Origin of the sequence: Janthinobacterium sp. P210005, assembly GCF_036231865.1 — a bacterium.
Taxonomy (GTDB): domain Bacteria; phylum Pseudomonadota; class Gammaproteobacteria; order Burkholderiales; family Burkholderiaceae_D; genus Janthinobacterium; species Janthinobacterium kumbetense.
The window spans coordinates 1,396,373-1,422,895 of sequence record NZ_JAZARC010000001.1 but is presented as its reverse complement, the minus strand read 5'-3'; the positions used below and the strand labels follow the sequence as shown (position 1 = coordinate 1,422,895).

Sequence of the window (26,523 nt, the reverse complement as noted above, 5' to 3'; positions counted from 1 at the left end):
AATATAATGTTAATGTTGCGTTTTTGTTAGTGACGCTAAGCCGGAGCAGCGTTCAGGTTCCGGTAGTCTTTCCCAGGCCAGGAAAATTTAAGGGGAAACAATGATACGCGTTGCCATTTGTGATGATCACCAAATAGTACGAGCTGGATTCAAACAGATTTTTTCGTCGTCGAGCGATTTCAGTGTGGTGGCGGAAGCCGGTACGGGGCGCGAAGCGCTCGATATCGCCCGCCGCGAAATTTGCGATGTATTGCTGCTCGATATAGCCATGCCCGATCAGAGCGGCATCGATACCCTGCGCACGATCCGCCAGGGCCAGCCGGAATTGCCCGTGCTGATACTCAGCGGCTATCCCGCGCAGCAATACGCGTTGAACCTGTTCAAGATGGGTGCGAATGGCTATCTGAACAAGGAATGCGAAGCCGACGAGCTGATGACGGCCGTGCGCACCGTGTTCCAGGGGCGCCGCTATGTCAGTTCCACCGTCGGTGAATTGCTGGCGCAGTCGTTCGACCGCGACACGAATGCCGCGCTGCACACGGAATTGTCGGACCGCGAATTCCAGGTCTTCCTGCGCCTGGCGCGCGGCGCCACCGTGTCCGATATCGGTGTCGCCTTGTCGCTGAGCATCAAGACGGTGAGTACTTACCGTACGCGCATCATGGAAAAAATGGGCTTGCAATCCAACAGCGACTTGACCTATTACGCAATGAAAAACAATTTGCTTGACTAGCGCTGCGGTGCGATCATGGAAACATGATCGCTCAGCCAGCCAGCCGGCACGACTTGTGCAGTGCAGCAGTTTGTGGCGAGGACTATAATTGGCCGGCGCCGGCGCTCTTTCCCGCGCCGAACCTTGCTAAGGATGCACATCAGGATGTATTTCACCGCTGAACCGGCCCCGAATCACCGCCTGCCCCTCTACAAGACGATCCTGTGCGTGACTTGCGCCTTGCTGCTTGTACTCAATGGTTTCAGTCTCTATCATAATCTGCAATCGCTGAAGGGCACGAACGCCTTGCTCAGCCAGAGCGCCCGCGTGGCGGATCGCCTGCAGTATTTGAACGTGCTCGTGCTCGATGCGGAAAGCAGCTTGCGCGGCTATTTCATTTCCGGCTCCGAAACCTATCTGGGGCCGTCGAAGACGGCGACCACGGAAATCGAAAACGAATTCAACGAGCTGCAAACCTTGCTCGCGGGTAGTCCTACCCAGCTGAAAAACCTGGGCCAGCTGAAAAGCTTGATCCGTCGAAAGATGTCGATGTTGCAACAGTCGATCGATGTCTACAAGCAGGGCGGGCTGGCCGAGATCGTCAACATTTCCCGCGTGACCGATGACCGCGCCACCATGGACGAGATCCGCCTGCAAGTGGTGATCATGACGCGCGAGCAGAATGAAGCGCTGTCGTCCGGCAGCGCCGCCTTTTACCATGAGTACCAGAAAGCCGTGCTGCTCGGCATCGGCATCAATGCCCTGGCCATCCTCGTGCTGATCATGTTTTACCAGCTGGTGCGGCGCAGTTTCCAGAATCGTGCGGCCGTCGAGTATGCGCTGCAAAATGCCAACGACACCCTGGAATCGACGGTCAGCAAGCGTACGGAGCAGTTATCCGTGCTGTCGCGTCATTTGATCAGCGTCAATGAAGTGGAAAAGGCGCGCCTGGCGCGCGAATTGCACGATGAACTGGGCGCCAACCTGACGTCGATCAGCATGGACCTGGGCGCCGTCACGCAGCAACTGGCGCACACGCAGCCGGAACTGGCCGCGCAATTGCGCCGCGCCAAGGCCACCTTGCTGGAAACGGTGGAACTGAAGCGCCGCATCGTCGAAGACTTGCGCCCTAGCCTGCTGGACAACCTGGGCCTGTGCGCCGCCATCGAAAGCTATTGCGAGGATTTTGCGCGCATGAGTTCCGTGCGCTGCGAAACGGATGTGGCCATCAATATCGACAACCGCGAAGCCACCCTGACGATTGCCCTGTTCCGTATCGTGCAGGAATCGCTGACCAATATCCTGAAATATGCGCGCGCCGGCATGGTCAGCGTGACCTTGAAGCGCAATGAACACGGCCTGGTGCTGCGCGTGATCGACGACGGCATCGGCATCACGGAAGATGCGCTGCAAAAACCCATGTCGCACGGCTTGCTGGGCATGCGCGAGCGGGCCTTGTTGCTGGGCGGCACACTCACCGTGCGCCAGGGGCCGGAAGGCAAGGGCACGTGCGTGGAAGCCGTGATTCCCCTGCCGCTGACGCCGGAGCCGGAAGACATCGATGCGGATGCCGAAGCGTAATTGAGGTTGCAGCTGAGGTTGCGGCAAAAAAATGGCCGGGCATGCAGCCCGGCCATTTTTTTATCTGTCTTGCCTGATCAGCAGCGGATCAGCAGCGTGATACGTCGCGCAGCAAGCGGTCGTATTCCGTCTTGGCCACCTTGTAGCACTCGCCCGCATAGCATTCCAGGCCGGCGCGGTCCAGCACTGTGATATTGCCGCGGCGATAATGGATCAAGCCTTCTTCCTGCAGCTTGCCGGCGGCGGCCGTGATGCTTTCGCGGCGCACGCCCAGCATGATCGAGATCAACTCTTGCGTCACTTTCAATTCGTTCGATGGCGAACGGTCCAGGCGGTCCAGCAGCCAGCGGCACAGCTTTTGCTCGATCGAGCTGTGACGGCCGCCGACGGCGTTCTGCGCCATTTGCGCAAACAGGGCGTTGGTGTAGCGCATCAGCAACTGGGGCAGGGCGCCGCCCTGGTTGAAGGCGTCGCGCAAGCTTTGCGTCTTCAGGCGGTAGCCGTAGCCGGCGCTTTGCACGACAGCCGTGCACATGGCGCGTTCGCCTGCCAGCAGCGAGGCACCGGCCACGCCTTCATGGCCGACCACGGCGATTTCCGTCGTGGCGCCGTCTTCCATGACATACAGCAAGGAAATGATGGCGGTGGTGGGGAAGTAGCTGTATTCCAGGTTGTTGCCGTAGGCATACAATTCCTTGCCGAAAGGCAGTTCCACCAGTTCCAGGTCTTCGAACAGCGATTCGAGCGCGGCGCGCGGCAGGGCGGCCAGCAATTCATTTTGTTGGGCACTGCTGAGGCTAACCCGCGACGCAAGCTTGATTTCCCGACCGGCCGCCGGCATGGCGCGCGGCAGCAACTGGTTCTTCTGGACCGGGGCGATAAGTTGAGTATGGCTCATAGTATTCCTCACAGGCTTTTTACATCGGAGTGCGACTGCCGCGTTGCTGGTCAAAAAAGTTGCTGCATCCATCTGGGAACAGCGTTTTTTTCGACCGCGCGGTACAGATCGCGATGTAGCTACTTTAAAAGCTTATGTAAGTGGCGAACATAAGATTAGCAGTCGCCACTTTGTAGTCTCTTTTGAGGCGAAATTGTAGTCCTTGTCCTACGTGCACACTTTTGACTAGCTAGCCTTGCGCCGTTCCGCGCGATTTTGTGATATGACGCGCGGCTTGTTGGCGCTCCACAGGCCGGCCGGACGCACGCTGGGCAAGCCGTCGCGCACGGTTGCGGCGGGTGTCTGGCGCACGTTTGGCGCCTCGTGCTCCCCCAGGCGGAAGCGGCTGACGGCCTGCGTCAGCGCTTCGCCTTCCTGGTGCAGGCGCTGCGAACCGGCGCGCGCCTCGTCGACCAGGCTCGCATTCTGGCGCGTCATGTCGTCGATTTGCGCCAGCGCGCCGTTGATGCGGGCGATTTCGCCATTCTGCTCGGCGCCGGCGCTGCTGATGCGCCCGATGACGACGGACACTTGCTGCACCGCGTCGACGACTTGCCGCATGGTGCTGCCGGCCGCGTTGACCAGGTCGCCGCCCGCGTCCACGGTGGCCACGGAGTCGCCGATCAGGCGTTTGATTTGCTGCGCCGCTTCGCTGGAGCGCTGCGCCAGGCTGCGCACTTCGGACGCGACGACGGCAAAGCCGCGCCCCTGTTCGCCCGCGCGCGCCGCTTCCACGGCCGCGTTCAGGGCGAGGATATTCGTCTGGAAGGCGATGCCGTTGATCACGCCGATGATGTCGACGATCTTGTGCGAGCTGGCCTTGATCGAGGCCATGGTCTCGACCACGGCGCTGACGGTCTCGCCGCCGCGCTGGGCCACTTCGGCGGCCGACGCCACCAGGGTGCGTCCCTGTCCTACGTGGGCTTCGTTGCGGCTCACGGTGGCCGTCAGCTCGCGCATCGAGTCCACGGTGGCGCCCAGCGCGTCCGCTTGCGTGGCCGTGTGGCCGGACAGGGCGGCGTTGCCCTGGGCGATATCGGCGCCGGCCGCGGCGATGACGGCCGCGCCGCCGCGGATTTCCTGCACCAGGGTGGCCAGGCCATGCGTCATGGCGCCGAAGTCGCGCACCAGGTCGCCGATTTCGTCGTGCGCCTGCGAGGTGATGCGCTGCGACAGGTCGCCTGCCGCCGCCGCGCCCACGGCCACGCGCAATTGCTGCACGTCGCGCGCGAACGCGGCGTAAAAGCCCGCGCACAGGTAGGCGGCGGCCAGCAGCACCAGCAGCATGGCCGCCAGGATCAGGGCGCGGCGCGCCTCGTCGCGGGCGATGCGCTGCGCCAGCAAGCCGTCCAGCGCAGTGGCGGAGGCGCCGGACAGCGCGTGCAGGGCGTCGATGGCTTGCATGCCGGCCGCGTGGAATTGCGCGCCCGACGTCTGGTCGTAGGAATTCGTCACTTCATTCTTCGTGCGTTCGAGGAAGGTCAGTGCCGCCGGCACGGCTTTCAGGGCCGACTGCAGGCTGGCGCGCAATTCCGGTTTGGCCGCGATGATTTCGTCGAAGCGGGCGGGCAGGCGTTCCAGTTCGTGGCGCGCGATCAGGGCGTTGGCGTTGACGAGTTGATCTTCATTCGCCTCGAACAGGCCCGTGTCGATGTAGGCGGCGCCGCGCCCGCCGATGTCGGACAGGCTCTCGGCCAGGTCGGGCAGGGTGGCGGTGAAGGCGGCGCTCAGGTGGTTGGCGCCCGCGTCCGGGTCCAGGCTCAGGTGCGAGCGGTCGGCCACCAGCTGGCCCAGCTTGGCCGCCTGGCGCAGCAGCGCCGTGTGCGCCGCGTAGCTGTCGCGCGCCGCGAGGCCCGCCTGGCGGCCCAGCAGGGCTTGCCACTGTTTCGTCAGCTCGGCCGCCTGGGGCAGGCCGGCGCCCGCCGGCAAGCGCGCCAGGGCGGCCAGCGCGGCCGTGATGCGCGCGTTCAGGGCCGTGTTGTCCATGCCCGCCTTGCCGCTCAGGCGCAAGTGCTCGAGGCCGCGCCGCTGTTGCAGCAGCCGCGTGCCTTCCTGCAACTGGCGCACATAGGCCACGCCCCGCTGCGCATCCTGCGCCTGGGCCAGCGACTTGCCCAGTTCCGAGATCAGCAGGGTGGTCGCCAGCGCCAGCGGCAGCAGGAAGACCAGGCAGACAAGCATGAATTTGGGCAGCAGGCGCAAGCGCTGCATGAGGCGGATGGCGGGGGTGAGGAGCATTTTCATCGGGTTTCCAGGGTAGGGTGACAACATTTCTGCAGTGCAATGTTGCCTGCGGATTGTGACCCCTTGATGAAGTGCGCCGCGATGCGGTCAGTTTTGCCGTTCGCCAGAGTGAAGCAGTTCACACGGAAGGCCGATCCTTCTGTAAAATCGAGGGTTTTTTGCGAGGGCCATATTATGGTCACCAATATGGCCAACGAGAACGACATCAACACCCCCGATTCCAGCGACAGCGCGGACAACGCCGCAGCGCCAGTAAGCAGCAAGGCGCCGGCCGTGATCGCGCGCGAAGTGCAGCGCCGCCGTACCTTCGGCATCATTTCCCACCCGGATGCGGGTAAAACCACCCTGACGGAAAAACTGCTGCTGTTCTCGGGCGCGATCCAGATGGCCGGTACCGTCAAGGCCCGTAAATCGGGCCGCCACGCGACGTCGGACTGGATGGAGATCGAGAAGCAGCGCGGCATTTCCGTCGCTTCCTCGGTGATGCAGTTCGAATTCCGCGACCACGTCGTCAACCTGCTCGACACCCCGGGCCACCAGGACTTCTCGGAAGATACCTACCGCGTGCTGACGGCGGTCGACTCGGCGCTGATGGTGATCGATGCGGCCAAGGGCGTGGAAGCGCAGACGATCAAGCTGCTGGCCGTGTGCCGCATGCGCAATACGCCGATCGTCACCTTCATGAACAAGATGGACCGCGAGACGCGCGATCCGCTCGATCTGCTCGACGAGCTGGAATCGGTGCTGAAGATCCAGTGCGCGCCCGTCACCTGGCCTATCGGCATGGGCAAGAACTTCCGCGGCGTGTACCACCTGCTGAACGACGAGATCATGCTGTTCAAGGCAGGTGAAGAGAAGGCCGACGGCGCCTTCGAAATCATCAAGGGCATCGACAACCCGCGCCTGCAGGAGATGTTCCCGCTTGAGATGGATCAATTGCGCATGGAAGTGGAACTGGTGCACGGCGCGTCGAACCCGTTCAACCTGGAAGAATTCCTCTCCGGCGTGCAGACGCCCGTGTTCTTCGGTTCGGCCATCAACAACTTCGGCGTGCGCGAGATCCTGTCCGCGCTGGTCGACTGGGCGCCGGCGCCGCGCGAGCGCGACGCGACCGTGCGTTCGGTGGCGCCGTCCGAGCAGCCATTTACCGGTTTCGTCTTCAAGATCCAGGCCAATATGGACCCGGCCCACCGCGACCGCATCGCCTTCCTGCGCGTGTGCTCGGGACGTTTCGAGCGCGGCATGAAGGTCAAGCACTTGCGCCTGGGGCGCGAGATCAAGGTGTCGAACGTGGTGACCTTCATGGCTTCCTCGCGCGAACAGGTGGAAGAGGCGTACGCGGGCGACATCATCGGCTTGCCGAACCACGGCAACATGCAGATCGGCGACAGCTTTTCCGAAGGCGAGATGCTGACCTTTACGGGCATCCCGTACTTCGCGCCGGACTTCTTCCGCTCGGTGCGCATCCGTAATCCCTTGAAAATCAAGCAGTTGCACAAGGGCTTGCAGCAGCTGGGCGAAGAGGGCGCGGTGCAGGTCTTCAAGCCGGTGCAGGGCGGCGAACTGGTACTGGGCGCCGTCGGCGTGCTGCAGTTCGAAGTGGTGGCCAGCCGTTTGCTCAACGAGTATGGCGTGGACGCCGTGTTTGAAGGCACCAGCATCAGCAGCGCCCGCTGGGTCAGCTGCGACGACAAGCGTATCCTGCAGGATTTCGAAAATGCGCTGGGCCACAACGTGGCCTACGATGCGGCCGGCAACATGGCCTACCTGGCGACATCCGGCGTGAACCTGCGCCTGACGGAAGAGCGCTGGCCGAAGCTGACATTCCACGCCACGCGCGAGCATTCGGCCAAGCTGGCCTGATGACTCTGAGGTAGCGACGAGGGGCAGAACCAGTGGTTCTGCCCTTTTTTTACGCCGGCAGGATCGTGCGCGTACTCCAGTCGCGCCGTTCCAGCAGCAATGCCGTCAATTGCGCCGCCGTCATCGGGCGGGCAAAGAAAAAGCCCTGCACGTTGTCGCAGCCCGCTTTGCGCAAGAACTCCACCTGCTGCAGCGTTTCCACCCCTTCGGCCACCACTTTCAGGTGCAGGCTGTGCGCCATCGCGATGATGGCCGTGACGATGGCTTCGCCCTCGCCGGGCAGGTCGTGCACGAAGCTGCGGTCGATCTTCAGCTGGTCGATGGGCAGGCGTTTCAAGTACGACATCGAGGAATAGCCGGTGCCGAAATCGTCGATCGACAGGTGGATGCCCGTTTCCTGCAGGCGCCGCATCAATTCGACGTTGGCGTGGACATTGTCCATCAGGACGCCTTCCGTGATTTCCAGCTCCAGCAAGCCATGCGGCAGCTGCGTTTCGTCCAGGATGGCGCGGATATCGTCCATCAGGCCCGGATCGCGCGCCTGGCAGGCCGACAGGTTGACGGCCACGTGTTCGAGCGAATCGAGCAAGCCCGCCTTGCACCAGGCAGCTGCCTGGCGGCAGGCGCTTTGCAGCACCCAGCGTCCCAGGTCGACGATGATGCCGCTTTCCTCTGCCACGGGGATGAATTCGGCGGGGCTCAGCTGGCCCATGTCGCGGCAATGCCAGCGTATCAGCGCTTCCACGCCGACGATGCGCCCGCTGCGCAAGTCGATCTGCGGCTGGTAGTGCAAATACAGTTCCTCGTTCTGCAGGGCGCGGCGCAGGTTCGCTTCCATGCGCAGGCGGCGCTGCGCGCGCAACTCCATTTCGGCCTTGAACACGGCGTAGCGGTTCTTGCCCTGGTGCTTGGCGTGGTACATGGCCGTATCGGCATTGCGCGTCAGGGTGGCCACGTCCTGCGCGTCGAACGGATACAGGCTCACGCCGATGCTGGCGCTGACGTACAACTGGTGGCCTTCGAGGGCGAACGGCGCGGCCAGCACGGCGAGGATCTTGCGCGCCACGCTGGCCATCTCCGAGGCGTCGTCGGCCGGTTCCACGATGACGACGAATTCGTCGCCGCCGATGCGGCAGATGATGTCGGTGCCGCGCAGGATGGCCACCAGGCGCTCGGACACGAGCTTGAGCAGCTGGTCGCCGCAGTGGTGGCCCAGCGTATCGTTGACGATCTTGAAGTTGTCCAGGTCCAGCAGCAGCAGGCCTACGCTGCTGTCCTGGCGGTCGGCGCGCGCCAGCGCATAGGCCAGCGCATCGTTGAATTCATGGCGGTTCGGCAGCTGCGTGACGGGGTCGACGTGGGCCAGGTAGTGCAAATGGCGTTCCGCATGCAGGGCGGCGGTGCGCGTGCGGCGCACCATCAGGAAGGTCAGGCCGAACGCGCACAGGCAGACCAGCAGGGTGAAGGCGGCAAATTGCGCCAGGCTGGCGTACAGCGGCGCCAGGCTGGCGCGCAGGTACAGCGCGCCTCCGCCGGGCAAGGCCGTCACAATGGCAGCGCTGCAGTCCAGGTAATCGATCTGCAGGCCGCTGCGCGGCGCCGTGGGCGCGGTATCGCTGCCGCTGCGCGCGTAGCGGGCAAACGGCGTGCCATAGGGGCTGTAGAGCAGTGCTTGCCGGATATGCGGGGCGGCGGCGAGGGAAGCGAGGAGTTGTTGCGCTGCAAGACGATTGTCCTGGCGCATGGCCTGCGTGGCGGCAGGCGCCAGCATGTCGGCCTGGATGCGCAGCGTGCGCTGGAAGGATGCCTGGAGGGAAAACAACTGGAAGAGGATCAACAGCAGGCTGGCCATGGCCAGCATGGCCGCCGCGGCCAGCAAGTTCAGCCTGGCTATGCGGTCGCCGCGCAATTGCGCCGACGGCAGCATCAATGGCGCCATCATGACGCTTTCTCCTGCCGGCCCCGCTTGCCGCCGCCCCGTGTGATCCCGCCTCGCCCTGCCATACTTTACGTTCCAGTCTGATGAAAACCGAAGTGAGCCGGAACTCTCGACGTGTTGTTAAGGCCGACATATTGTCATTTTGCAGCGTGAAAGTACAGGGCGCGCGGCAATTTTGTCTGCATGCCACAGGCCGGTGGCAGCAGGCTAAGTAGGTCGTAATAAATTATTGTGATTTCTGACTTCCATAACCGGCGCTCTGCGGCGTTACCCGCTGCTGGCAGTGCCTGCACTGCGTCGCAACGGGCGCCTTGCAGCGCATCCGGTTCTGTTCGTCATAACTTCACAATAATTTCCCACGACTTACTTAGGTGACAAGTCAGGCGGAAAAGGTGGGGCGTGTCTTTCTAATAATAATCCAAGCTGAATTTTAATCCTTTTTTTGCCGGCTGTTTTTTTCCTTTAAAAACATGCTGACAATAAACAAAATGCCATCAAGAATAACTTCAATGGCCCCGGCATCGCGGCGCGGATTAACTTTTTGCCTGCATGGGTCATTGCAAGTCATTGATTTTAATAAATTTTAATGAAGAATGCGAGAACGCTATGGCCTTGCTCCGCGAGTTCGTCCATAATCCGCAGATGATGGACGTCCTGATGCTGTTTGTTTTGTCTGCCGCGGCCAGGCAAGCTGCCGCCAGCAAACCCGGACGTCGCCCTAATGATCAATAGTGAGGATATCTTGGAAAAAAAACCAAAAATTATTTTGTCGTCACAAGACCTGGAACGACTGGAAGCGTTGTTGTATGCCTTGGGTAATAATCTGTCACCGGACAAGGCTGCCTTGCTCGACGAACTGGGCCGCGCCGAGGTGCTCGAGCCGCAAGAGATTCCCCCGACCGTCGTGACCATGAATTCCACCGTGCGCTTCACGGTGGAAAACAAGGAGGAATTCTGCCTGACGCTCGTGTATCCGAAGGATGTGGAAGGCCAGGCCGACCGCATTTCCGTGCTGGCGCCCGTCGGCAGCGCACTGCTGGGCCTGTCGGTGGGCGACAGCATCGCCTGGCCCATGCCGGGCGGCGTGGTGAAGGTCAAGATCGAGGAAATCGTTTACCAGCCTGAACGGGCTGGCGAATACCACCGTTAAGCGTAGCCAGCAGTAATGGCGGACGGCGCCCGCCGTTCGCTTGCCAGGCCGTGCCGGGAGCGGAGCTAGCTGTTCCTCTGCACGCGCACCACCAGCCATCCCGCCACCACCGTGAACGTGACGATGATGGCGACGATGATCCAGAAGCCCTGCGGATGCTGGGCCAGCGGAATTCCCCCCACATTCATGCCCAGCATGCCGGCGATGATATTGATCGGCAAGGCCAGCACGGTGACGATGGTCAGCACGAACAGGCTGCGGCTGTTTTCCTCGTTGACGCTGGCGGCGATCTCTTCCTGCAGCAGCTTGATGCGTTCTTGTAGCGACGACATATCGCTGAGGACCACCGAAAATTCCTCCGTCGACTGGCGCAATTCCAGGCTGTCCAGCTCCGACACCCAGGCGGGCGGGCGTTGCAGCAGGCGGAACAGGGCGGCCGGTTCCGGCGCCAGCAGGCGCTGCAGCCGCACCAGCACGCGCCGCATGGCGCCCAAGTCTTCGCGTTTCGGCACCAGGCGCCCGGCCAGCAAGTGATCTTCGATATCGTCGACCCGCGCCACGGCGTCGCGCACGATGTTGACCAGCACGTCCGCCTGGTCGCGCAACAGGTGGATCAGCAGCTCCACCGACGAGCGGATCGGCTCGTGGTTCTTGATGACGGCCTGGCGCAGGCGTTCGATCGACTGCAGCGGCGCGCGGCGCGCCGTGATGACGAGGTTTTGCGCCACGCTGGCCCACATGGTGGAAATGTCGGACGCCTCGAACGAAAAATTGTGCACCACATCGTTGACCACGGCGATCAGGGTGTTTTCCGCCTGTTCGATGCGCGTCGAGCGTGAGCCCTGGTGCAGGGTTTCATAGAATTCGTCGGCCAGCTGCGTGTGCGTCATCAGCCATTTTTCGCTGGCCGCATGCGACAGGTTGAAATGCAGCCAGACGAATTCCTGCGCCGGGCGCGCCGTGCCATCGGCCAGCCAGGCCAGCGCGGCCGTCGAGTCGAGCGCCAGCGGCTGCGCCTCGCGGCCAAACAGGAAGCCCCAGACCAGGCCCGAGGTGTCCGAGCCGTAGGTAAAACCGGCAGTTTCCATCGCCATCGTGAATCTTTCTCGCGCAGTGTGATTGATCGTCGCGCGATTTTAATACACGGATGTGTCGGGAAAATGACAAGGCCACCGCGAGGGGTGGCCTTGGTGCTACTTGGTGCTGACTACAGCCGAGTATTAGCTGCGGTTCGGGTTGTCCGGACGCCGGTCGTCGCGGTTCGGCACGCCGTCATGGTCGCGGTCGTGGCGGTTGCCATTGTCGCGGTCATAGCGGTTGGGTATGCCGTCGCGGTCGCGGTCGCCGTTCGGGCCCCGTGGCGACCAGCGGCCTTGCTCCATCTGCCAGCGGCCGTCGCGCTGGTTCCAGGCGGGCGGCGCATACGCATAGCCGGGGCGTTCGGCGATCCACACGCCTGGCGTCCAGGCGTAGCGCTGGCTGCGCCATTCCCAGTGGCCGGGCGCCCAGATGTAGCCGTGGCGGGCGCGCGGGATGGCTTCGCGGCGCGGCGGCGGCGGGGCGATGCGGATCTCGTCGTAGCGCACGGGCTGCACTTGCGCGGCGACCCAGCCGCCACGGTCCAGGCGCCAGCGGTTGTTTTCCTGTATCCAGGCGGCGCGGCGGTACTGATTGCCGCCCCGTTCGCGCAGCCATTCGCCATTGTTCCAGACGTGGCGCTGGCCATCCCAGTTCCAGTAGCCGGGCGCCCAGACATAGCCGGCGCGTGGCGCTGGCACGCTTTCAAACCGTGGCGGAGGCGGGGCGTTGCCGACGACAATGCTGACGCCGAGCTGATTCTGGGCCATGGCCTGCGCGGGCAGGAAGGCCGCGGCGCTGATGGCAAGCATGGCTGCTGCGTAGAGTGTGATGGGTTTCATGGGTTGCTCCATTTCGGTGATTGCGTGAAATGGACTATAGGCGCTTGCCGGCGATTTTTCGCCTTTGATTCAACTTATTACAATTGACACAATGCTGTGTGTCCGTGTATCCGTGGCGGATACAAATCAGATGCCTATGGCGGCCTGGCGCGGCGACTGTCCGCAGTGCGCCAGGCGGCGTGGTGTCAGCATCGGCGGCTCACAGGGTGCTGGCGCTGGCGTTGCCCAGCAAGGCTTGCCGTTCCTCGATCAGCGAGATTTTCTTTTCCTGTTCCGTCATGCGCTTGGCGCTGACCACGACGACGGGGATGGCGCCCGCTTGCGCCACGTCGGCAGCCTTGGCGGCCGATGGCTGCATGAAGCTGGCATAGCTGGCACCGCAGGCGATGGCGACGGCGACGGTGAAGATGGCTTCCATGTTTTTCAAGGCTTTCATGATGTTTCCTTTCGGGTGGCGGGTGGGTATGCATGCACTGTAGCCAGGCGCGGGCCGCTGCGCCATGCGGATGCGACCAGCCGTGGTTTTGGCGGGATGGCCTGCAAAAAAAAGGCGCTGAAATGCCTGCGCACGGGGCTGGCAAGCCGACCGCTTGAATTGAGGCCTAAATTGCCCTGTATCCGGGCATATGAATGTAATTGCCGCGTGGCATTATTTGACGCTGCACACTGCCGCGCGCGGCAAGTGCAGGGCCAGCTGTCCTGCTAGAATCGGCATGGCGGCCCCGTCGCGTGGATAAAAATATCATCAGGAGTCATACATGTTCCAATTGTTTGGTTTTGGCGGCGCCCGCTGCCCGCGCTGCGAGCACAAGAACGGCGCTGCCGCCGGCTATTGCGCGCAATGCGGCTTGTCGCTGGGGGCACCCGACAGCGACGCGGTGCTGCATGCCAATCAATGGCATCTTGCTGATGGGCAACTTGCCCTGTTCTTCGGCGTGCGCGAACTGTCCTCGCTGTTCGGCAGCGCGGCGCGCCGCCTGCAGGTACCGGCCGAGTCGCGCGCCTGGATCGTGCAATCGGACGCTTTCACCTTGATACCTGCCGGCGACTACGACAGCGCCGCCTTCTTCGCGCGCCTGCCCGCGCTGCTGCCGGCGCGTCCGGCCGAAGTGCTGATCGCGCGCGCCGACGCCGTCAGCCTGGAATTCGACTTGCCCGGCCTGGCCAGCACGGAGTTGCTGAATGTCGCCGCGTCTCTGCGCGTGGATATCGCCCTGGGCCAGCCCGACGCGTTCGCGCGCCAGTTCATGCGCGCGCCGGGCGCCGTCACGCGCGCCCACCTGCACGCCTTGCTGCTGCCATCCGTGCGCCAGATCGCGCTGGAATTCATCGGCAGCCGCGCGCTGGGCGAGATGGATGCGAATGCCGACCTGCGCCCGGAACTGAACGAGCGCCTGCAATCGGCCCTGACGCAGCGCCTGGCGCCCAGCGGCCTGGCCGTGACGCGCGTGGAAACCCTGGCGCTGCGCCACGACAAGCGCGAAGGCAACGCTGGCGCCAGCATCGGCACCCTGTGGCTGGGCGGCTTGCCGGCGCAGGAACTCGAGCAGCACAGCCTGGAACGCATGAAGCAGCTCGACCAGCTGTATGACGAGGAAGAGTGGCAGCGCATCCGTCGCGAGGAGCTGGCGGCGCGCCATGCGCACCGCCGCGCCGAACTGACGCAGGATGCGACGGTGGAAAAGGCGGAGCTGAACCACCAGGAAGCGGAGCGCCTGCAAGCGCTGCGCGGGCGCCAGATCGACCTGTATGGCCGCATCCTGGAAGCGAAATCGCGGCGCCAGGCGCTCGACCATGGCGCCGCGCTGGCGCTGGGCGAGCTGGAACAGGAACTGGCGCAGAAGGGCGCGCAGCGCGCCGACGAAACGGCCAACTGGGAACACGTGCGGGCGCTGGCCGCCATCAAGATGCGCAGCGAGCTGGAATTGTCGCAGCTGCACGGACGCGAACAGATCCAGCTGGCGCAGCAGCGCTTTACGCATCAGGTGCACTTGCAGTCGATTGCGCAGCAGGTGGAAAGCGCGCTGCTGATCGACGACGAGACGGGCCGCCGCACCCAGCTGGCGCGTCTGCGCCAGGCGGAAGCGGATGCGGCCCAGCGCGAGGCGCAGCTGGAGGCGGAGCAGCACCAGGCCGCCTGGCAGGGCCTGATGCTGGCGAATGCGGCGCGCAAGCGCGAGGCGGAGCGGGTGCAGGAGTGGGAAGAGCAGATGCAGCTGGCGCGCCAGCGCGAATTGTTGCGCGCCGAGGCGCACAAGGATGAAGCGGCCCAGGTGCAGGCGGCGGAAATCGCGGAAAAAGTGGCGGCGTTGCGGCGCGGCGGCGCGCGCGAAGACGCCATCGCGCAGCAGGAAAAGCTGCTGCGCACCATCGAGGCCGACGGCGTGCACGCGCGCCAGCTGCAGCAGCAAGCGCAGCTGGCCCAGCTCGATGCGCTGGCCATCGAGGAACAGCGCCAGCAACTGCGCCAGCTGGAACAGGAAGCGCAATGGCAGCGCGACTTGCTGGCCATGGCGCAGCAGCGCGAAAGCGATTACGCGCGCTGGAAGGGCGAGTACGAAGCCCTGCTGGCGCAGCAGGCGCATGCGGCCGAACTGGCGCGCATCGACATCGACCGCATCGAAAAAATAGGCTCCCTGAGCGACACGGGCAAGGTGGCCATGGCCGCCGGGCAGAACGCGGCCGCGCTGGCGCAGGTGCTGAAAGTGCAGCTGCAGGCGGGCATGAGCGCCGAGCAGATCCACGCGCTGGCGGCGCTGGCGGCGGCCGAGAACAGCGTTTCTCCCGCCGAGGCACTGCGCATGGCGCAGGACAGCGCGGCGCAGGAGCGCAGCTACCTGGAAGGCCAGGCGGAACGCGAACGGCGCCAGCAGCTGGACTTGATTAACCTGCAGAACGCGGCGCACGCGCATGGCCTGTCGGCGCAGGCGCAGCTGGGCGTGGCCGTGGCGCAGGCGCTGCAGCCAGGCGCGGCGTCTGCTGCCGGCGCGCCGCTGCGCTGCAAGAACGGCCATGCGCAGCGCGCGGGCCATCCGGAAGATAAATTCTGCGCCGCCTGCGGCGTCGCCTTGCAGCCTTGATGGAAGCGTTTTACCCCAGATGATGCAAAAAGCACGAGACAAACTGCGGGAACTGCGCGCCCTCCACGACGACGGGCTGCTCAGCGAGCAGGAATTTGAACGCCGCAAGAACGCCATCCTCGACGCCGAGTACGCGCCGCCCGGCGCCGCACCCGTGGCCGCGCCGCTGCCCGTGCGGCAGGGCACTGAGCTGGGCTTCATGACGGGCCAGGAAATCGGCCCGCAAAACCGCCGCTACCGGCTCGAACGGCTGATCGGCACGGGCGGCATGGGGCAGGTGTGGCAAGCCACCGACCTGGCTACGCACGCGGAGCTGGGCAGCAGCGAAATGGTGGCGCTGAAGATCTTGCCGCCGCAGCTGACGCAAAGCGCCACGCACGCGAAACTGCTGATCGAGGAAGCGACCCAGGCGAGAAAACTCGCGCATGAAAACATCGTGCGCGTCTACGAGTGGGCGCAGGACCCGGCCACGGCCAGCTATTTCATCATCATGGAATGCCTCGATGGCGAAGACCTCGAACACTATCTGGGCCGCCAGGGCGCGCTGCCGTTGGCCGCCGTGCAGCAGCTGCTGCACCCGGTGGCCGAAGCCCTGGCGTATGCGTGGGAGAAGCACAAGCTGGTGCACCGCGATATCAAGCCGGGCAATGTCTTCCTGACGGCGAAGGGCGATGTCAAATTGCTCGACTACGGTATCGCGTCGCGCGTGCGCAATGCGGACAGCAGCCTGGCGCTGGAGATGCCGAATGCGGGCACGCACGGCTACCGGGCGCCCGAGGCCGGCGCCAACCAGCGCCAGCCCAGCCCGCGCCTGGACGTGTATGCCGTGGCCGTGATGATCTATCAGATGCTGGAAGGGCGCATGCCGTTCGACGACACGCGCAGCGCCAGCCACCTGCCGTCTGCGCCGCAGGCGCTCAACGCGCAACAGTGGCAAGTGCTGCAGAACGGTTTTTCGCTGACGGCGGAATTGCGGCCGCTATCCGTGCAAGCCTTGCTCGAAGGGCTGGAGCGGGCCGCCGGGCCGTCGCCCGAAGAACTGGCGGAACAGGCGCGCCAGCAGCAGGCGCGTCTGGCAGAGCAACAGCAGAAGGCGGCGCTGGCGGCGGAACAGGCCCGCGAGGCGGCGCTCAAGGAGGCGCGTGCGCGCCAGGAAGAGCTGGACCAGCGCCGCAAGGCGGAAATCCAGGCGGCCGCGCTGGAAAAGCAGCGGCAGGATAAACTGCGCCGCGAGCAGGAGGCGCAGCGCCATTTCGAAGCGGAAGAGGCGCGCAAGCTGCGCAAGGAAGCGCTGCGCGGCCAGCTGCGCGCGCGCCGCGAAGCCGATGCCGCCACGGCCTTGCAGGAACACCAGGAATTGCAGCGCAAGGCCATCGTCGCCAAGGCGGAGGCGGCGTATCGGGCCGAGCAGGAACGCGCGCGCCGCGAAGAGGCCAGCCGCGCCGCGACCGCAGCTGTCCCTGCGCCGGCATCCGCGCCAGCGCCGGAACCGGAGCCGGAACACGCGGAACCGGTGGCCAATGCCGAAGGCATCTTGCGCGATGATTGGCTCGATGGCTCGGGACAGGGGCCGGAACTGGTGCTCATTCCCAGCGGCCGCTTCCAGATGGGCGCGCACGAGACGGAGCACAAGGCGGCCATCCAGGCCGGTTCGCAGCAGTCATGGCTGGACCGCGAAACGCCGCAGCACTGGGTCGGCATCGAGCGTCCGTTCGCGCTGGCCCGGCACCCCGTCAGCGTGGGCGAATGGCGTGCCTTCGTCAAGGCGACGGGATGGGCGGGCGGGTCGGAAACGGACTGGGATAATCCCGGCTTCGTGCAGAACGACCAGCACCCGGTGGTCGGCGTGAGCTGGAATGACGCGCAGCTTTACCTGGCGTGGCTGTGCGAGCGCACGGGCCGGCAGTACCGCCTGCCCAGCGAGGCGGAATGGGAATACGCGTGTCGCGCCGGCACGCGCACGGCCTTCAACGTGGGCGACACCATCAGCACCGAGCAAGCCAATTACGACGGCTTGTACGTGTACAACGGCGGCCCGCGCGGCGTGTACCGGGGCGGCACGACGCCCCTGGGTACCTTCGCGCCGAATTCCTGGGGCCTGTTCGACATGCACGGCAATGTGTGGGAATGGGTGCAGGACGTGGTGCACGACAATTACGAGGGCGCGCCCGTCAACGGCAGCGCGTGGGAAGAGGGCAGCGACAGCAGCCGGCGCATCCTGCGCGGCGGCTCCTGGCTGTACCACCCGCGCTATCTGCGTTCGGCCCTGCGCAACGGCTTTTCCACCGTGCTGTCGAACGACATCGTGGGCTTCCGGGTGGCGCGCACGCTCGATTAGCGCGTTGTCAAATCAGTCATCTTGGCGGATACTTCATGCGCCTTAACCGTGCCGGAGTGTCGAAATGGCCTGCCGTCATGCGTCCGCTGCTGGCCATGCCCAACCTCGATGCGTTTGCCGTCACCTTCGGCGCCACGCAGCGCATCCGCCTGGAAGAGGAACTGATGGGCGAAGCCGTCAAGGATGCGCAGCGCAAGGCCGATGCCATGGCGCGCGGCTTCGGCAAGCGCGCGGGCGCCGTGGCCGGCATTTCGTCGGACCAGCTGAAAAACCTGGGCAATGCCGTGGGCCTGGTGCCGTCCGACCGCTACAACCGCGCGAACAGCCGCCAGCGGCAAAATCCCGACGACATGCTGATGATCACCAGCCTCAAAATGGCGCAGACGGTCGACGCCCTGTTCCGTATCAAATGACCAGGTAGCAGGGGAGCAGGCTGCGCAAAGCGGGCAAACGGTGTAAATTGTGGCTTTCCAAACGCACCAAGGAACGCCATGACCATCAAAGCCATCCGCGACCAGTCGCAACCCATGCGCCACATCGTGCACGTGCGCGACCACATCATTTCCGCCGACGCTTCGGTGGCGGAAGGGGGCGGCGATGCCGGCCCGTCGCCGCACGACCTGTACGACGCGGCCCTGTCGGCCTGCAAGGCGCTCACCGTCGTCTGGTACGCCAAACACAAGGGCATCCCGCTGGAACACGTGGAAGTGAGCACGGAGCGCGATGCCAGCGAAGAGCGCAAGGGCGTGTACCGCCTGGCCGCCACCCTGCACCTGACGGGCGAGCTGACGGATGCGCAGCGCGAGGAATTGCTGGCCGCGGCCGGCAAATGCCCGCTGCATAAATTGATGACGGCGGTGACCACCGAAGTGACGACGGTGCTGGCATGAGCGCGGCCATCCTGAAAAGCCACGAAAAAGACCTGGGCGGCGGCTTTGTCGTGCGGCGCCTGCTGCCTGCCGCGGCAAAACAGGCCGTCGGCCCCTTCATTTTCTTTGACCATTTCGGCCCCATCGACGTGGCGCCCGACGCCAACCACGACGTGCGCCCCCATCCGCACATCGGCCTGGCCACCGTCACCTACCTGTTCGAGGGCGCGATCGACCACCGCGACAGCATCGGTTCGTACCAGCGCATCGAACCGGGCGCCATCAACTGGATGACGGCCGGGCGCGGCATCGTGCATTCGGAACGCACGCCGCACGACCTGGCGGGCCAGCCGCACCGCACGCACGGCTTGCAGCTGTGGGCCGCGCTGCCGAAGGCGCACGAGGAAGACGAACCGAGTTTCACGCATACGCCGCAGGCCGACATTCCCGTCGTGCCGCTCGATGGCGCCGTGGTGAAGGTCTTGATCGGCACGGCGTTTGGCCGGACCTCGCCCGTGCGCACCTACATGCAGACGCTGTACCTGGACGTGGCGCTGGAGGCAGGCAAGGAGCTGCGGCTGGATGGCTTGCCGGCGGAAGCGGCGATTTACCCGATCAGCGGGGAAGTGCTGGTCGATGGCGTGGCGCTGGCGCCGCACACCATGGCCTTGCTGGAAGCGGGAGCCGTGCGAGCGGGCGCCGTACCGGTGGTGACGGCGGGCAGCGGCCCGGTGCAGTTCGTCGTCATCGGCGGCGAGCCGCTGGACGGCCACCGCTTCCTGTTCTGGAATTTCGTCTCGTCGAGCAAGGAGCGCCTGTCGCAGGCGGCCGACGACTGGAGCGCCCAGCGCATGGGACAGGTGCCGGGCGAAACGGAATTCATCCCGTTGCCGAAGGCGCCATTGCGCCCGGCGACCTGAGTCCCCTTTAGAAACGCGCGCGCAAGGTCAGTTGCGCCTTGCGCGGCTCGCCGTAGAAATTGCCCCACGCAGGTGCGCTCACCGTCTGGTAGTAGCGTTTGTCGAGCAAGTTCGTCACGGACAGCGACGCCGTCCAGTTGCGGTCGATCTGGTAGGCGGCGCGCGCGCTCCACAAGGCGTACGCGCCTTGCGCCACCTTCACGTCGCGCGTGGTGCGCGAACTCTCCGTCTGGAAGTTCACGCCGCCGCCCACGCTCCACTTCTGCAAGGCGCCGGGCAGGCGGTAGTCGCTCCACGCGCGCAGCATGTGGCGCGGCGAGTAGGTGCTGGCGAACATCACGCCCGCATTCGACGTCTGCTCCAGGTACTTGAAGTTGTTCAGGGTATAGCCGGCGAACAGTTGCCAGCCTGGCGCCACCTCGCCGCTGATTTCCGCATCGACGCCTTCGCTGCGCACCTTGCCCGCCGAGAAATAGCACTCCGTGCCGGACGAGCAGGTATTCACCAGGTCGAGTTCCGCGCGGTTGCGCTGCTCGATGCGGAACAGCGCCAGAGAGGTATTGACCTTGCCGTCGAACAGTTCACCTTTCACGCCCACTTCCAGGTTGCGGCCTTTCAGCGGGTCGAGCAGGGCACCGTCGGCCGTGCGCTGGTTTTGCGGCTGGAAGATGTCGGAGATGCTGGCATAGCCTGACCAGCGCTTGTCGAACGCGTAAATGACGCCGCCATACGGCGTGACGACGCCGTTTTCGCGATAGGGGTCGATATACACCTCGCCCGTGTCGCGGTACACGCTGCTCGATTTGTAGTTCGACACGCGCCCGCCCGCCACCACGGTGAGCGGGTCGCTGACGCTGAAGCGGGCCACGCCATACGCGCCCGTCTGCGTCATGCTCGTCAGGCTGTGGGCGCCGCCATACTTTTCCTTGCGTATCCAGGCATCGCTCGGTTCCGCCACGCCGTGATTGGGTTGCAGCGCGCTATTGGGCAGCTTCATCATGGCCAGGCTGTAATCGCTGTCGCTTTCCAGCCGGTTCGTGCTGATGCCGGCGCTGAAGCCGTGGCGGCGGCCGAAGGCGTTGAATTTGCCATCGAGCGACAGGTCGATGCCCTTGTTGGTGGTGCCGTAGTCGAACACGCCGGTATACATCATCATGCCGGCCAGGGTGGCGGGATGGAGCGCGCCCAGGTTGAACATGTATTTCACGTCATGCTGTTCGCGCGTGTAGTTGGCGCTGGCCTTGAGCGACCAGTCGGCATCGAAGCGGTGTTCGAATTCGGCGAAGGCGGCCGTCTGGCGGCTGTCCCAGCGGTTCCAGTCCGCGCCCAGGAAGGTCGAGCGGGGCAGCTTCGGGTCGCTGCCATCGAGGTAGCGGGGCATGCCGGAGAAAAACGGCGTCGACTTCAGTTTTTCGTAGCTGGCGCCCGTCGTCAGCTTGCTGCCCGGCGCCAGGTCGAATTCCAGTACGCCGTACAACACGTCCGTGCGGCTGTCGGCCACGTCATAAAAATAATCGCGCTGGTCATGCGCGGCCACGGCACGGCCGCGGATGCTGCCCGACTCGTTCAAGGGACCGGTGACATCGACTTCGCCGCGCACGTCATTCCAGCGTCCCGCGCTGAGCGCCAGCTGCACCTGCTTTTCCGCCAGCGGGCGCTTGCGCACCATGTTGATGGCGGCTCCCGGCGAACCCGTGCCCTGCAGCAGTCCCGTGGCGCCGCGCACGATTTCCACCCGGTCCAGCATGGCCGTATTGCTGGTAAAGCTGTTCGCCTGCGGGTAAAACATGGCGCGGTTGACGCCGTCGAACTGGTACGTCTCCACCATGAAACCGCGCGAATACACATAGCGCCCGCCCATGGGGCTGTCGTACATGGTGATGCCGGTGGTATTGGCCAGCACGGCGTCAATGGTGTTGAGGTTCTGGTCGTCCATCTTTTGCCGTGTGACGACGCTGACCGATTGCGGAATCTCGCGCAGGGTTTGCACGCCCTTGCCGACGGTGACGGCGCGCGCCGCATACGAGTTGCTGTGTTCACTGACGGGGTCGCGCTCCATGCTGGCGCTGACCGTCACGGGCGCCATGGTCTTTTCCGCGCCGCTCGCCGCGGCGGAAGGCACGGCCGCCTGGCGCAGCACATAGGCGCCGTTCGGCAGCTGCACGGCTTCCATGCCGCTGCCGACCAGCACCTGGGCGAACCCCTGCGTGACGTTGAAGCTGCCGCGCACGCCGGGCGAGCGCAGGCCCCGCGTCTGCGCGGGATCCGTCGACAGGCTGACGCCTGCGGCGACGGCGAAGTCGTTCAGGGCAGTGGCCAGCGGGCCGGCTGGCACGGCGTAGGCTTGCGGCGCCGTGGCGGCGGCCTGGCCTTGCGCCAGGGCGGGCGCGGCGATGAAGGCGGCGGGGGCGGCGCAAGCCATGGCGAGGACGGCCAGGCGGATGGCGCGCGCGGCGGGATGGAGGACGGGGGTGGTCAGCTGCATGCTCGGTCTTTCTGCTCAGAGGGATAAGAAAATGGTCAATGAATCGGCTTCTTACTTGTCAAGCCGAAGCAGCGCATCGAAACACCAACCCCAAACGCAAAAAAACTGAAAATATTTATGCCGGCCGGACCGATACCGTGGCCCAGTAGCGCGTGAAGTACGTCACTTGCAGCCCGTGCGAGGCGCACAGGCTTTCCAGCACGGCGTCGATATCGTCGAGGCGGTAGGTGCCCGTGACGGGGCGCCGCGCCACGGCGGCGTCGCAGGCGAGACGCCCGCGCCGGTAGCGCGCCAGCTCCGCCACCAGCTGTTGCAGGGGCCAGTCGGCGGCCACCAGCATGCCGCGCAGCCAGCTGTCCTGGTGCGCGGGCGTGCTCAATACCTCATCCGCGCCGGTGGCGCCGAAGCGCAGCTGCTGCCCCGTTTCCAGGCGGTGCACGGCCTCCGGACGCGCCGCACAGCGCACTTCCACGGCGTGTTCGAAGACGCTGACGGTGCTGTCATCGTCGTCGCAGCGTATGCCGAAGCGCGTACCCAGCGCGCGGATCACGCCGTGCGGCGTATCGACGAGGAAGGGGCGCGGATCGGGCGCCGTCGTGATCATGATTTCGCCACGGTGCAGGCGGATGCGGCGGTGCGTGGCGCTGTAAGCGACATCCAGGGCGCTGGCAGTATTCATCTCCAGGCGCCCGCCATCGGCCAGCGTGACGTGGCGGCGCTGGCCCGGCGCCGTGCGCAGGGACGCCGTCAGGGCTTGCCATGGGCCGGATTGCCAGCCCGCCTGGCCCAGCGTGATGCCGCCGCCGGCCGCCACCAGCAGGGCGAGTATCTTGGCGGCCGAGCGCCGGCGCTGCTGCGCCGCCTGCAGCGCCGGCATCGCCAGCGCTGCAGGTATCGCGCCCAGCTGGCCGTCCATGCGCAGCAGCAGGTCCCAGGCCCGTTCATGTTCGGCGCTGGCGTCGCGCCATGCCTGCAGGGCGGCCGGGTCGGCGCTGCCGCACTGGAGCTCCACATGCCAGTGGGCGGCGGCGGCCAGCACCTTGCGGGCGATGGGGGCGGAAGGCGAGATCGCGGGGCCGAACATCAGGCGGCCGCCAGCATCAGGCATTCCGTGTAGGCGCGCACCAGGTGCTTCTTCACGGTTGGCAGCGAGATGCCGAGGCGCCGGCTGATGTCCACGTAGCTGAGTTCTTCGATTTGCGCCAGCAGGAAGATGGTCCGCGTGCGTGCTCCCAGGCCGTCGAGCAGGCGGTCGACGGCGAGCAGGGTTTCGATGATGATGGCGTGCGTTTCGGCGCACATCGATGCTGGCTCGGCTTGCTGCGCCAGCGCTTCCAGGTAGGCCTGCTCCAGCGCCTGGCGGCGGTAGCGGTCGATCAGCAAGCCGCGCGCGATCGTCGCCAGGTAGCCGCGCGGCTCGCGCAGCGGTGCCGCCTCGCGCTTGCCCAGCAGGCGCAAAAAGGTGTCCTGCGCCAGGTCGGCCGCTTCGGCGCGGTTGCCCAGCTTGCCGCGCAGCCAGCCATACAGCCAGCCGTGGTGCTCGCTGTACAGGGTGCTCAGGTGATTGGCATGGACGGGACTGACGGTGCTCACTGCGTTCTCCAGACAAGGGAAGGGCTGGGCTGACGGAACGCGGGGTGCCGGCTGGCTGGGCTGTTTGAGAATGATACTCATTATCACATTGCCACGCCGCCGGCGTCAATTGGCGTGGGCTCCCAGGCGCCAGCGCTCCTGCCACTGTTGCAGATCCGCCCAGGCTTGCTGCAGCGCGGTGGCGGACCAGTGCAGCAAGCCGTCCAGCGCCAGCACGGTGCGGCGCAGGTGGATGCCGTCAAAAAACACGTGGTCGGCCACGACGGTGGCGGCCAGCCAGGCGGCGATGATGACGATGATGTCGTGGCGGCCGCTTTTCCACCAGCGCAGCGAGTGGCGTCGGAAGATCCACGGCACGCCCAGCGGATTGGGCCAGTCGGCCAGCAAATGCATGATGCCGCCGGCCGCAAAGCCGAACAGGGGCGGCGCCCACAGGTGGTGCGGCAATTGCATCCAGGTATAGACGAGCAGGGCGATCCAGGCCAGGCCCCAGTGCGTCCACGTGCGGTGCGTGATCCATAGCCGGTGCGTGCGCGCCCACCAGGCCACTTCCAGCCAGTCCGGCGCCGTGCCGCCCAGCGCGCCCATGACAAAGGCGAGCATGCTCAGCACTTGATAGGGGCCGCCGGCGCCAGCGTGCGCGACCAGGGCCGCGGCGATCACGCCGGCAGCCCAACCGGTCGCGTGATGCGCTTTGTTGGAAGCCATAGGAAATGTAAAACGCCGTGCGGGCGCTGTGTGAAGTGCAGGGAAATATTAACTGGATGAATATACAGTATCAAAGGGCGGGGAGGGGTGCTATTTGCAGAATATCGGCGATTGAATTGTTAAATTGTGTATCCGAATAGCCTCGCCAGCGAACCCGGCAACTCATGCCGGCCGGTCAAGTGTGTTGTGAGGCTGATAATGTAATCGGCGCCGGGCGCACTATGCTGAAAGCAGTGCTGCGTTTTTAAGAGGTTTCGCCATGAAAATCCCACGCGAATTACAGATTCCCGCCATCGTGTTCACGCTGGAAGCGGTGTTCATACTCGGCCTGTCGATGATTTTTCTCGTGCTGGTGCCACGCTAGCGTCCGAAAAAAGGCCATAGCTGCGTTGCACTGCCTTGCCGTACATTCGTACTGTCTTCGGCAGCGCGCCTTGCTCTGACCATTTTTCAGACGCTAGCGGTCAGGTGGCGGGAGGCGTTGTATCAGGCAGTTTGCATGGTGCTATCGCACAGGGCAGCACCTTCGGTGCGGATGATCCAGCATTCCGGATACGGTTCGCTGGCGAAGCGGTTGTGCCGCGCGAAGCCGCTGAGCTTGTCGAGCGCGGTGGCGGGCGCCAGCGCGGTTTCCTTGCCGCTGGCCGTGTCCAGGTGCCAGAAACCGCCGTTGCGGTGGAATAGCACGGGTAGGCAGCTGGCTTGCGGCGTGGCAAGGTGGCTGGCCGGCGCAGGCTGGGCTTCCGGCAGCAGCAGGTAAAAACACTCGGCACGGGCGCCGTGGTCGATGCGGTGCAGGATCACGCCGTGCGCGAGCAGTGCCGTGACGCTGAGCACGACGATGCCCTTGATGCTGGCAGACAATTCGATGCGCATGCCCAGGCGCAGGGCGACGGGCTTGTGCTTGCCGGGCCACACGCCATCGAGCAGCACGCCGTAGCGCGACACGTCCTCGATTTCAAAGCCTTGCTGGCCGCGCCGGATGATGGCGTGGCGGCCCGACAGGCGGCGCGTCAAGCCATTGTTGTCCTGGCCGTCGGGGCTGAAATGGCTGAGCAGCACATCGGCTTCCGGGTCCACCAGCTCAAAACGCCCCAGCATGCATTCTTCCAGCGCGAACAGGCGGATCTGGCGCTGCTCGCCCGCTTCCGGCGCCGCATTGACGAGACAGGCGGCCTGGCTCGGGTGCGGATGGCAGTGGCTGGCGGCGGGCAGATCGACTTCGATCAATTCCTCGTCCCAGGCGATGGTGGTAAAACCCATGTCGATTTTGCCCTGCGGTGCAGACAGATCCACGTGGGCGATGCCGGCATTGCGCGCCGTCACGTCGAGGTTGCAGCCGTCGCCGCCCGTGACGCGGGCGATCGAGGCGTCGTCGGCCATCACGCGCACATTCTTGTGGGTGCTGAGGAAGATCTGGTGGATTTCCGTCAGGGTGGCGTCGCGGCGCGGCACGAGGATGACAAAGGTGCACACCCATTTCTGCGCCACGGCGCCATCGACGTGGCTGTGCACTTCGACTTCGATCTGGTATTGCCCGTGTTCCTTGTTGCGTGAGGAAAACTCGACAAACACGGGACGCCAGTCGCCGCGCGTGGCGCGCACGAAATCATGCTGCACCTGGCCGCGGGGGATCAGGTCCGAGCGCAGACGCAAGGTCAGCTGCGGCGCGCAGGCGGCGCTCATGCCGCGCAATTCCATCTTCAGGGTTTGCCGTCCGCCTGCCGCGCGTGGATCGAAGCCGCTGATGTGCAGGTGGGCTTGCACAGGCTGGTAGGCGGGGTGGGCGGCAGCGGTGGCAGCAGGCGAGGCTGCTGGCGTGGAGGCCGGCAGAGTCGCAGGAATGCGGGTGGGCAGCGCTGGCGCGACTGCGCCCGTCAGCGGTGCGGTAACAGCGTCAGCAGCAGGGGCGTGCGGAAGCGCCGTCGCCGATGGCTCGGAACGGGCGCTGCGCAGTGCGGTCAACAGGTCGTAGCTGCTGGGGGCGGTCGTCGCTTGCGGGTGGTTGCCCGCGCAGACTGTTTCCCCAGGCAAGACCCAGAACGTACAGTGCGGGTGCTCCGGGTTGCTGCATTTTTTCATGACATTCTGACTCGAATCGAGCGGGGACATTTTGCCCTCTGTTATACATGAGAGCTTACGCGCTTTTGCGCTTGCTTGGCAACTTTCACGGCAGCGGAATGCG

The 26,523-nt window shown here is 64.8% G+C and carries 20 protein-coding genes; 9 read left to right on the top strand and 11 right to left on the bottom strand.

From position 1 onward, the window contains the following. The first annotated feature begins 100 nt into the window (after window positions 1-100). Together VPH40_RS06165 and VPH40_RS06160 are read left to right on the top strand one after the other, a co-directional pair. Window positions 101-733: a response regulator gene (locus VPH40_RS06165; RefSeq protein WP_034783185.1), complete on the top strand. Its 633-nt coding sequence runs from the start codon at window positions 101-103 to the stop codon at window positions 731-733. 144 nt (window positions 734-877) lie between these two features. Then, the gene (locus tag VPH40_RS06160; protein ID WP_077406205.1) at window positions 878-2,293 is read left to right on the top strand and encodes a sensor histidine kinase; all 1,416 of its coding nucleotides are present in this window, start codon (window positions 878-880) and stop codon (window positions 2,291-2,293) included. An 88-nt stretch (window positions 2,294-2,381) separates the two neighbouring features. On the opposite strand, the gene VPH40_RS06155 is transcribed toward VPH40_RS06160, so the two are convergent. Continuing rightward, window positions 2,382-3,191: a Crp/Fnr family transcriptional regulator gene (locus VPH40_RS06155; protein ID WP_034783188.1), complete on the bottom strand. Its 810-nt coding sequence runs from the start codon at window positions 3,189-3,191 to the stop codon at window positions 2,382-2,384. 225 nt (window positions 3,192-3,416) lie between these two features. After that, on the bottom strand, window positions 3,417-5,474 hold the full coding sequence (locus VPH40_RS06150) for a methyl-accepting chemotaxis protein (RefSeq protein WP_328572989.1): 2,058 nt from the start codon (window positions 5,472-5,474) through the stop codon (window positions 3,417-3,419). Between the two features lie 174 nt (window positions 5,475-5,648). On the opposite strand from VPH40_RS06150, the gene VPH40_RS06145 reads away from it, so the two are divergent. Beyond that, on the top strand, window positions 5,649-7,337 hold the full coding sequence (locus VPH40_RS06145; protein ID WP_369811518.1) for a peptide chain release factor 3: 1,689 nt from the start codon (window positions 5,649-5,651) through the stop codon (window positions 7,335-7,337). 49 nt (window positions 7,338-7,386) lie between these two features. Here VPH40_RS06145 and VPH40_RS06140 read toward each other — a convergent pair whose 3' ends face one another. Further along, window positions 7,387-9,279 (bottom strand): putative bifunctional diguanylate cyclase/phosphodiesterase, encoded by a 1,893-nt coding sequence (locus tag VPH40_RS06140; RefSeq protein WP_328572988.1) that lies wholly within the window; start codon window positions 9,277-9,279, stop codon window positions 7,387-7,389. Between the two features lie 739 nt (window positions 9,280-10,018). On the opposite strand from VPH40_RS06140, the gene rnk reads away from it, so the two are divergent. Continuing rightward, window positions 10,019-10,426, top strand: coding sequence for a nucleoside diphosphate kinase regulator (gene rnk / locus VPH40_RS06135; protein WP_162835757.1), 408 nt, complete (start codon window positions 10,019-10,021; stop codon window positions 10,424-10,426). 65 nt (window positions 10,427-10,491) lie between these two features. Here the strand turns inward: rnk and VPH40_RS06130 are convergent, their stop codons facing one another. The 3 genes from VPH40_RS06130 to VPH40_RS06120 all read right to left on the bottom strand — a co-directional run bounded on the left by VPH40_RS06130 (window position 10,492) and on the right by VPH40_RS06120 (window position 12,781). Next, complete coding sequence (locus VPH40_RS06130; protein ID WP_251348213.1) at window positions 10,492-11,520, bottom strand: transporter; 1,029 nt, start codon at window positions 11,518-11,520, stop codon at window positions 10,492-10,494. Window positions 11,521-11,646: 126 nt separating this feature from the next. After that, window positions 11,647-12,345 (bottom strand): YXWGXW repeat-containing protein, encoded by a 699-nt coding sequence (locus VPH40_RS06125; protein WP_251348214.1) that lies wholly within the window; start codon window positions 12,343-12,345, stop codon window positions 11,647-11,649. Between the two features lie 199 nt (window positions 12,346-12,544). Then, entirely contained in the window at window positions 12,545-12,781 is a 237-nt protein-coding gene (locus VPH40_RS06120) for a hypothetical protein (RefSeq protein ID WP_328572987.1), read from the bottom strand. Window positions 12,782-13,103: 322 nt separating this feature from the next. Between VPH40_RS06120 and VPH40_RS06115 the strand changes: the two genes are divergently transcribed. The 5 genes from VPH40_RS06115 (at window position 13,104) to VPH40_RS06095 (ending at window position 19,552) form a co-directional block, all read left to right on the top strand. Further along, window positions 13,104-15,425, top strand: a complete 2,322-nt coding sequence (locus VPH40_RS06115; RefSeq protein ID WP_328572986.1) for a hypothetical protein — start codon at window positions 13,104-13,106, stop codon at window positions 15,423-15,425. Window positions 15,426-15,444: 19 nt separating this feature from the next. Further along, the gene (locus tag VPH40_RS06110) at window positions 15,445-17,763 is read left to right on the top strand and encodes an SUMF1/EgtB/PvdO family nonheme iron enzyme (RefSeq protein ID WP_328572985.1); all 2,319 of its coding nucleotides are present in this window, start codon (window positions 15,445-15,447) and stop codon (window positions 17,761-17,763) included. Between the two features lie 35 nt (window positions 17,764-17,798). After that, window positions 17,799-18,176 carry an SIMPL domain-containing protein gene (locus VPH40_RS06105; RefSeq protein ID WP_328572984.1) on the top strand — a complete coding sequence of 126 codons (378 nt, stop codon included), beginning with the start codon at window positions 17,799-17,801 and terminating at the stop codon, window positions 18,174-18,176. Between the two features lie 78 nt (window positions 18,177-18,254). Then, entirely contained in the window at window positions 18,255-18,653 is a 399-nt protein-coding gene (locus VPH40_RS06100) for an OsmC family protein (protein WP_034783198.1), read from the top strand. Beyond that, the gene (locus VPH40_RS06095; RefSeq protein ID WP_328572983.1) at window positions 18,650-19,552 is read left to right on the top strand and encodes a pirin family protein; all 903 of its coding nucleotides are present in this window, start codon (window positions 18,650-18,652) and stop codon (window positions 19,550-19,552) included. The genes VPH40_RS06100 and VPH40_RS06095 overlap by 4 nt, the downstream gene beginning before the upstream one ends. A gap of 7 nt (window positions 19,553-19,559) precedes the next feature. On the opposite strand, the gene VPH40_RS06090 is transcribed toward VPH40_RS06095, so the two are convergent. The 5 genes from VPH40_RS06090 to VPH40_RS06070 all read right to left on the bottom strand — a co-directional run bounded on the left by VPH40_RS06090 (window position 19,560) and on the right by VPH40_RS06070 (window position 26,420). Continuing rightward, complete coding sequence (locus tag VPH40_RS06090; RefSeq protein ID WP_328572982.1) at window positions 19,560-22,037, bottom strand: TonB-dependent siderophore receptor; 2,478 nt, start codon at window positions 22,035-22,037, stop codon at window positions 19,560-19,562. A gap of 115 nt (window positions 22,038-22,152) precedes the next feature. Further along, the gene (locus VPH40_RS06085) at window positions 22,153-23,145 is read right to left on the bottom strand and encodes a FecR domain-containing protein (protein WP_328572981.1); all 993 of its coding nucleotides are present in this window, start codon (window positions 23,143-23,145) and stop codon (window positions 22,153-22,155) included. Next, window positions 23,121-23,630, bottom strand: coding sequence for a sigma-70 family RNA polymerase sigma factor (locus VPH40_RS06080; protein WP_328572980.1), 510 nt, complete (start codon window positions 23,628-23,630; stop codon window positions 23,121-23,123). The genes VPH40_RS06085 and VPH40_RS06080 overlap by 25 nt, the downstream gene beginning before the upstream one ends. A gap of 105 nt (window positions 23,631-23,735) precedes the next feature. Beyond that, window positions 23,736-24,338 carry a metal-dependent hydrolase gene (locus VPH40_RS06075; protein WP_251348223.1) on the bottom strand — a complete coding sequence of 201 codons (603 nt, stop codon included), beginning with the start codon at window positions 24,336-24,338 and terminating at the stop codon, window positions 23,736-23,738. A 486-nt stretch (window positions 24,339-24,824) separates the two neighbouring features. Then, window positions 24,825-26,420, bottom strand: coding sequence for an FHA domain-containing protein (locus tag VPH40_RS06070; RefSeq protein WP_328572979.1), 1,596 nt, complete (start codon window positions 26,418-26,420; stop codon window positions 24,825-24,827). Between the last annotated feature and the right edge of the window lie 103 nt (window positions 26,421-26,523).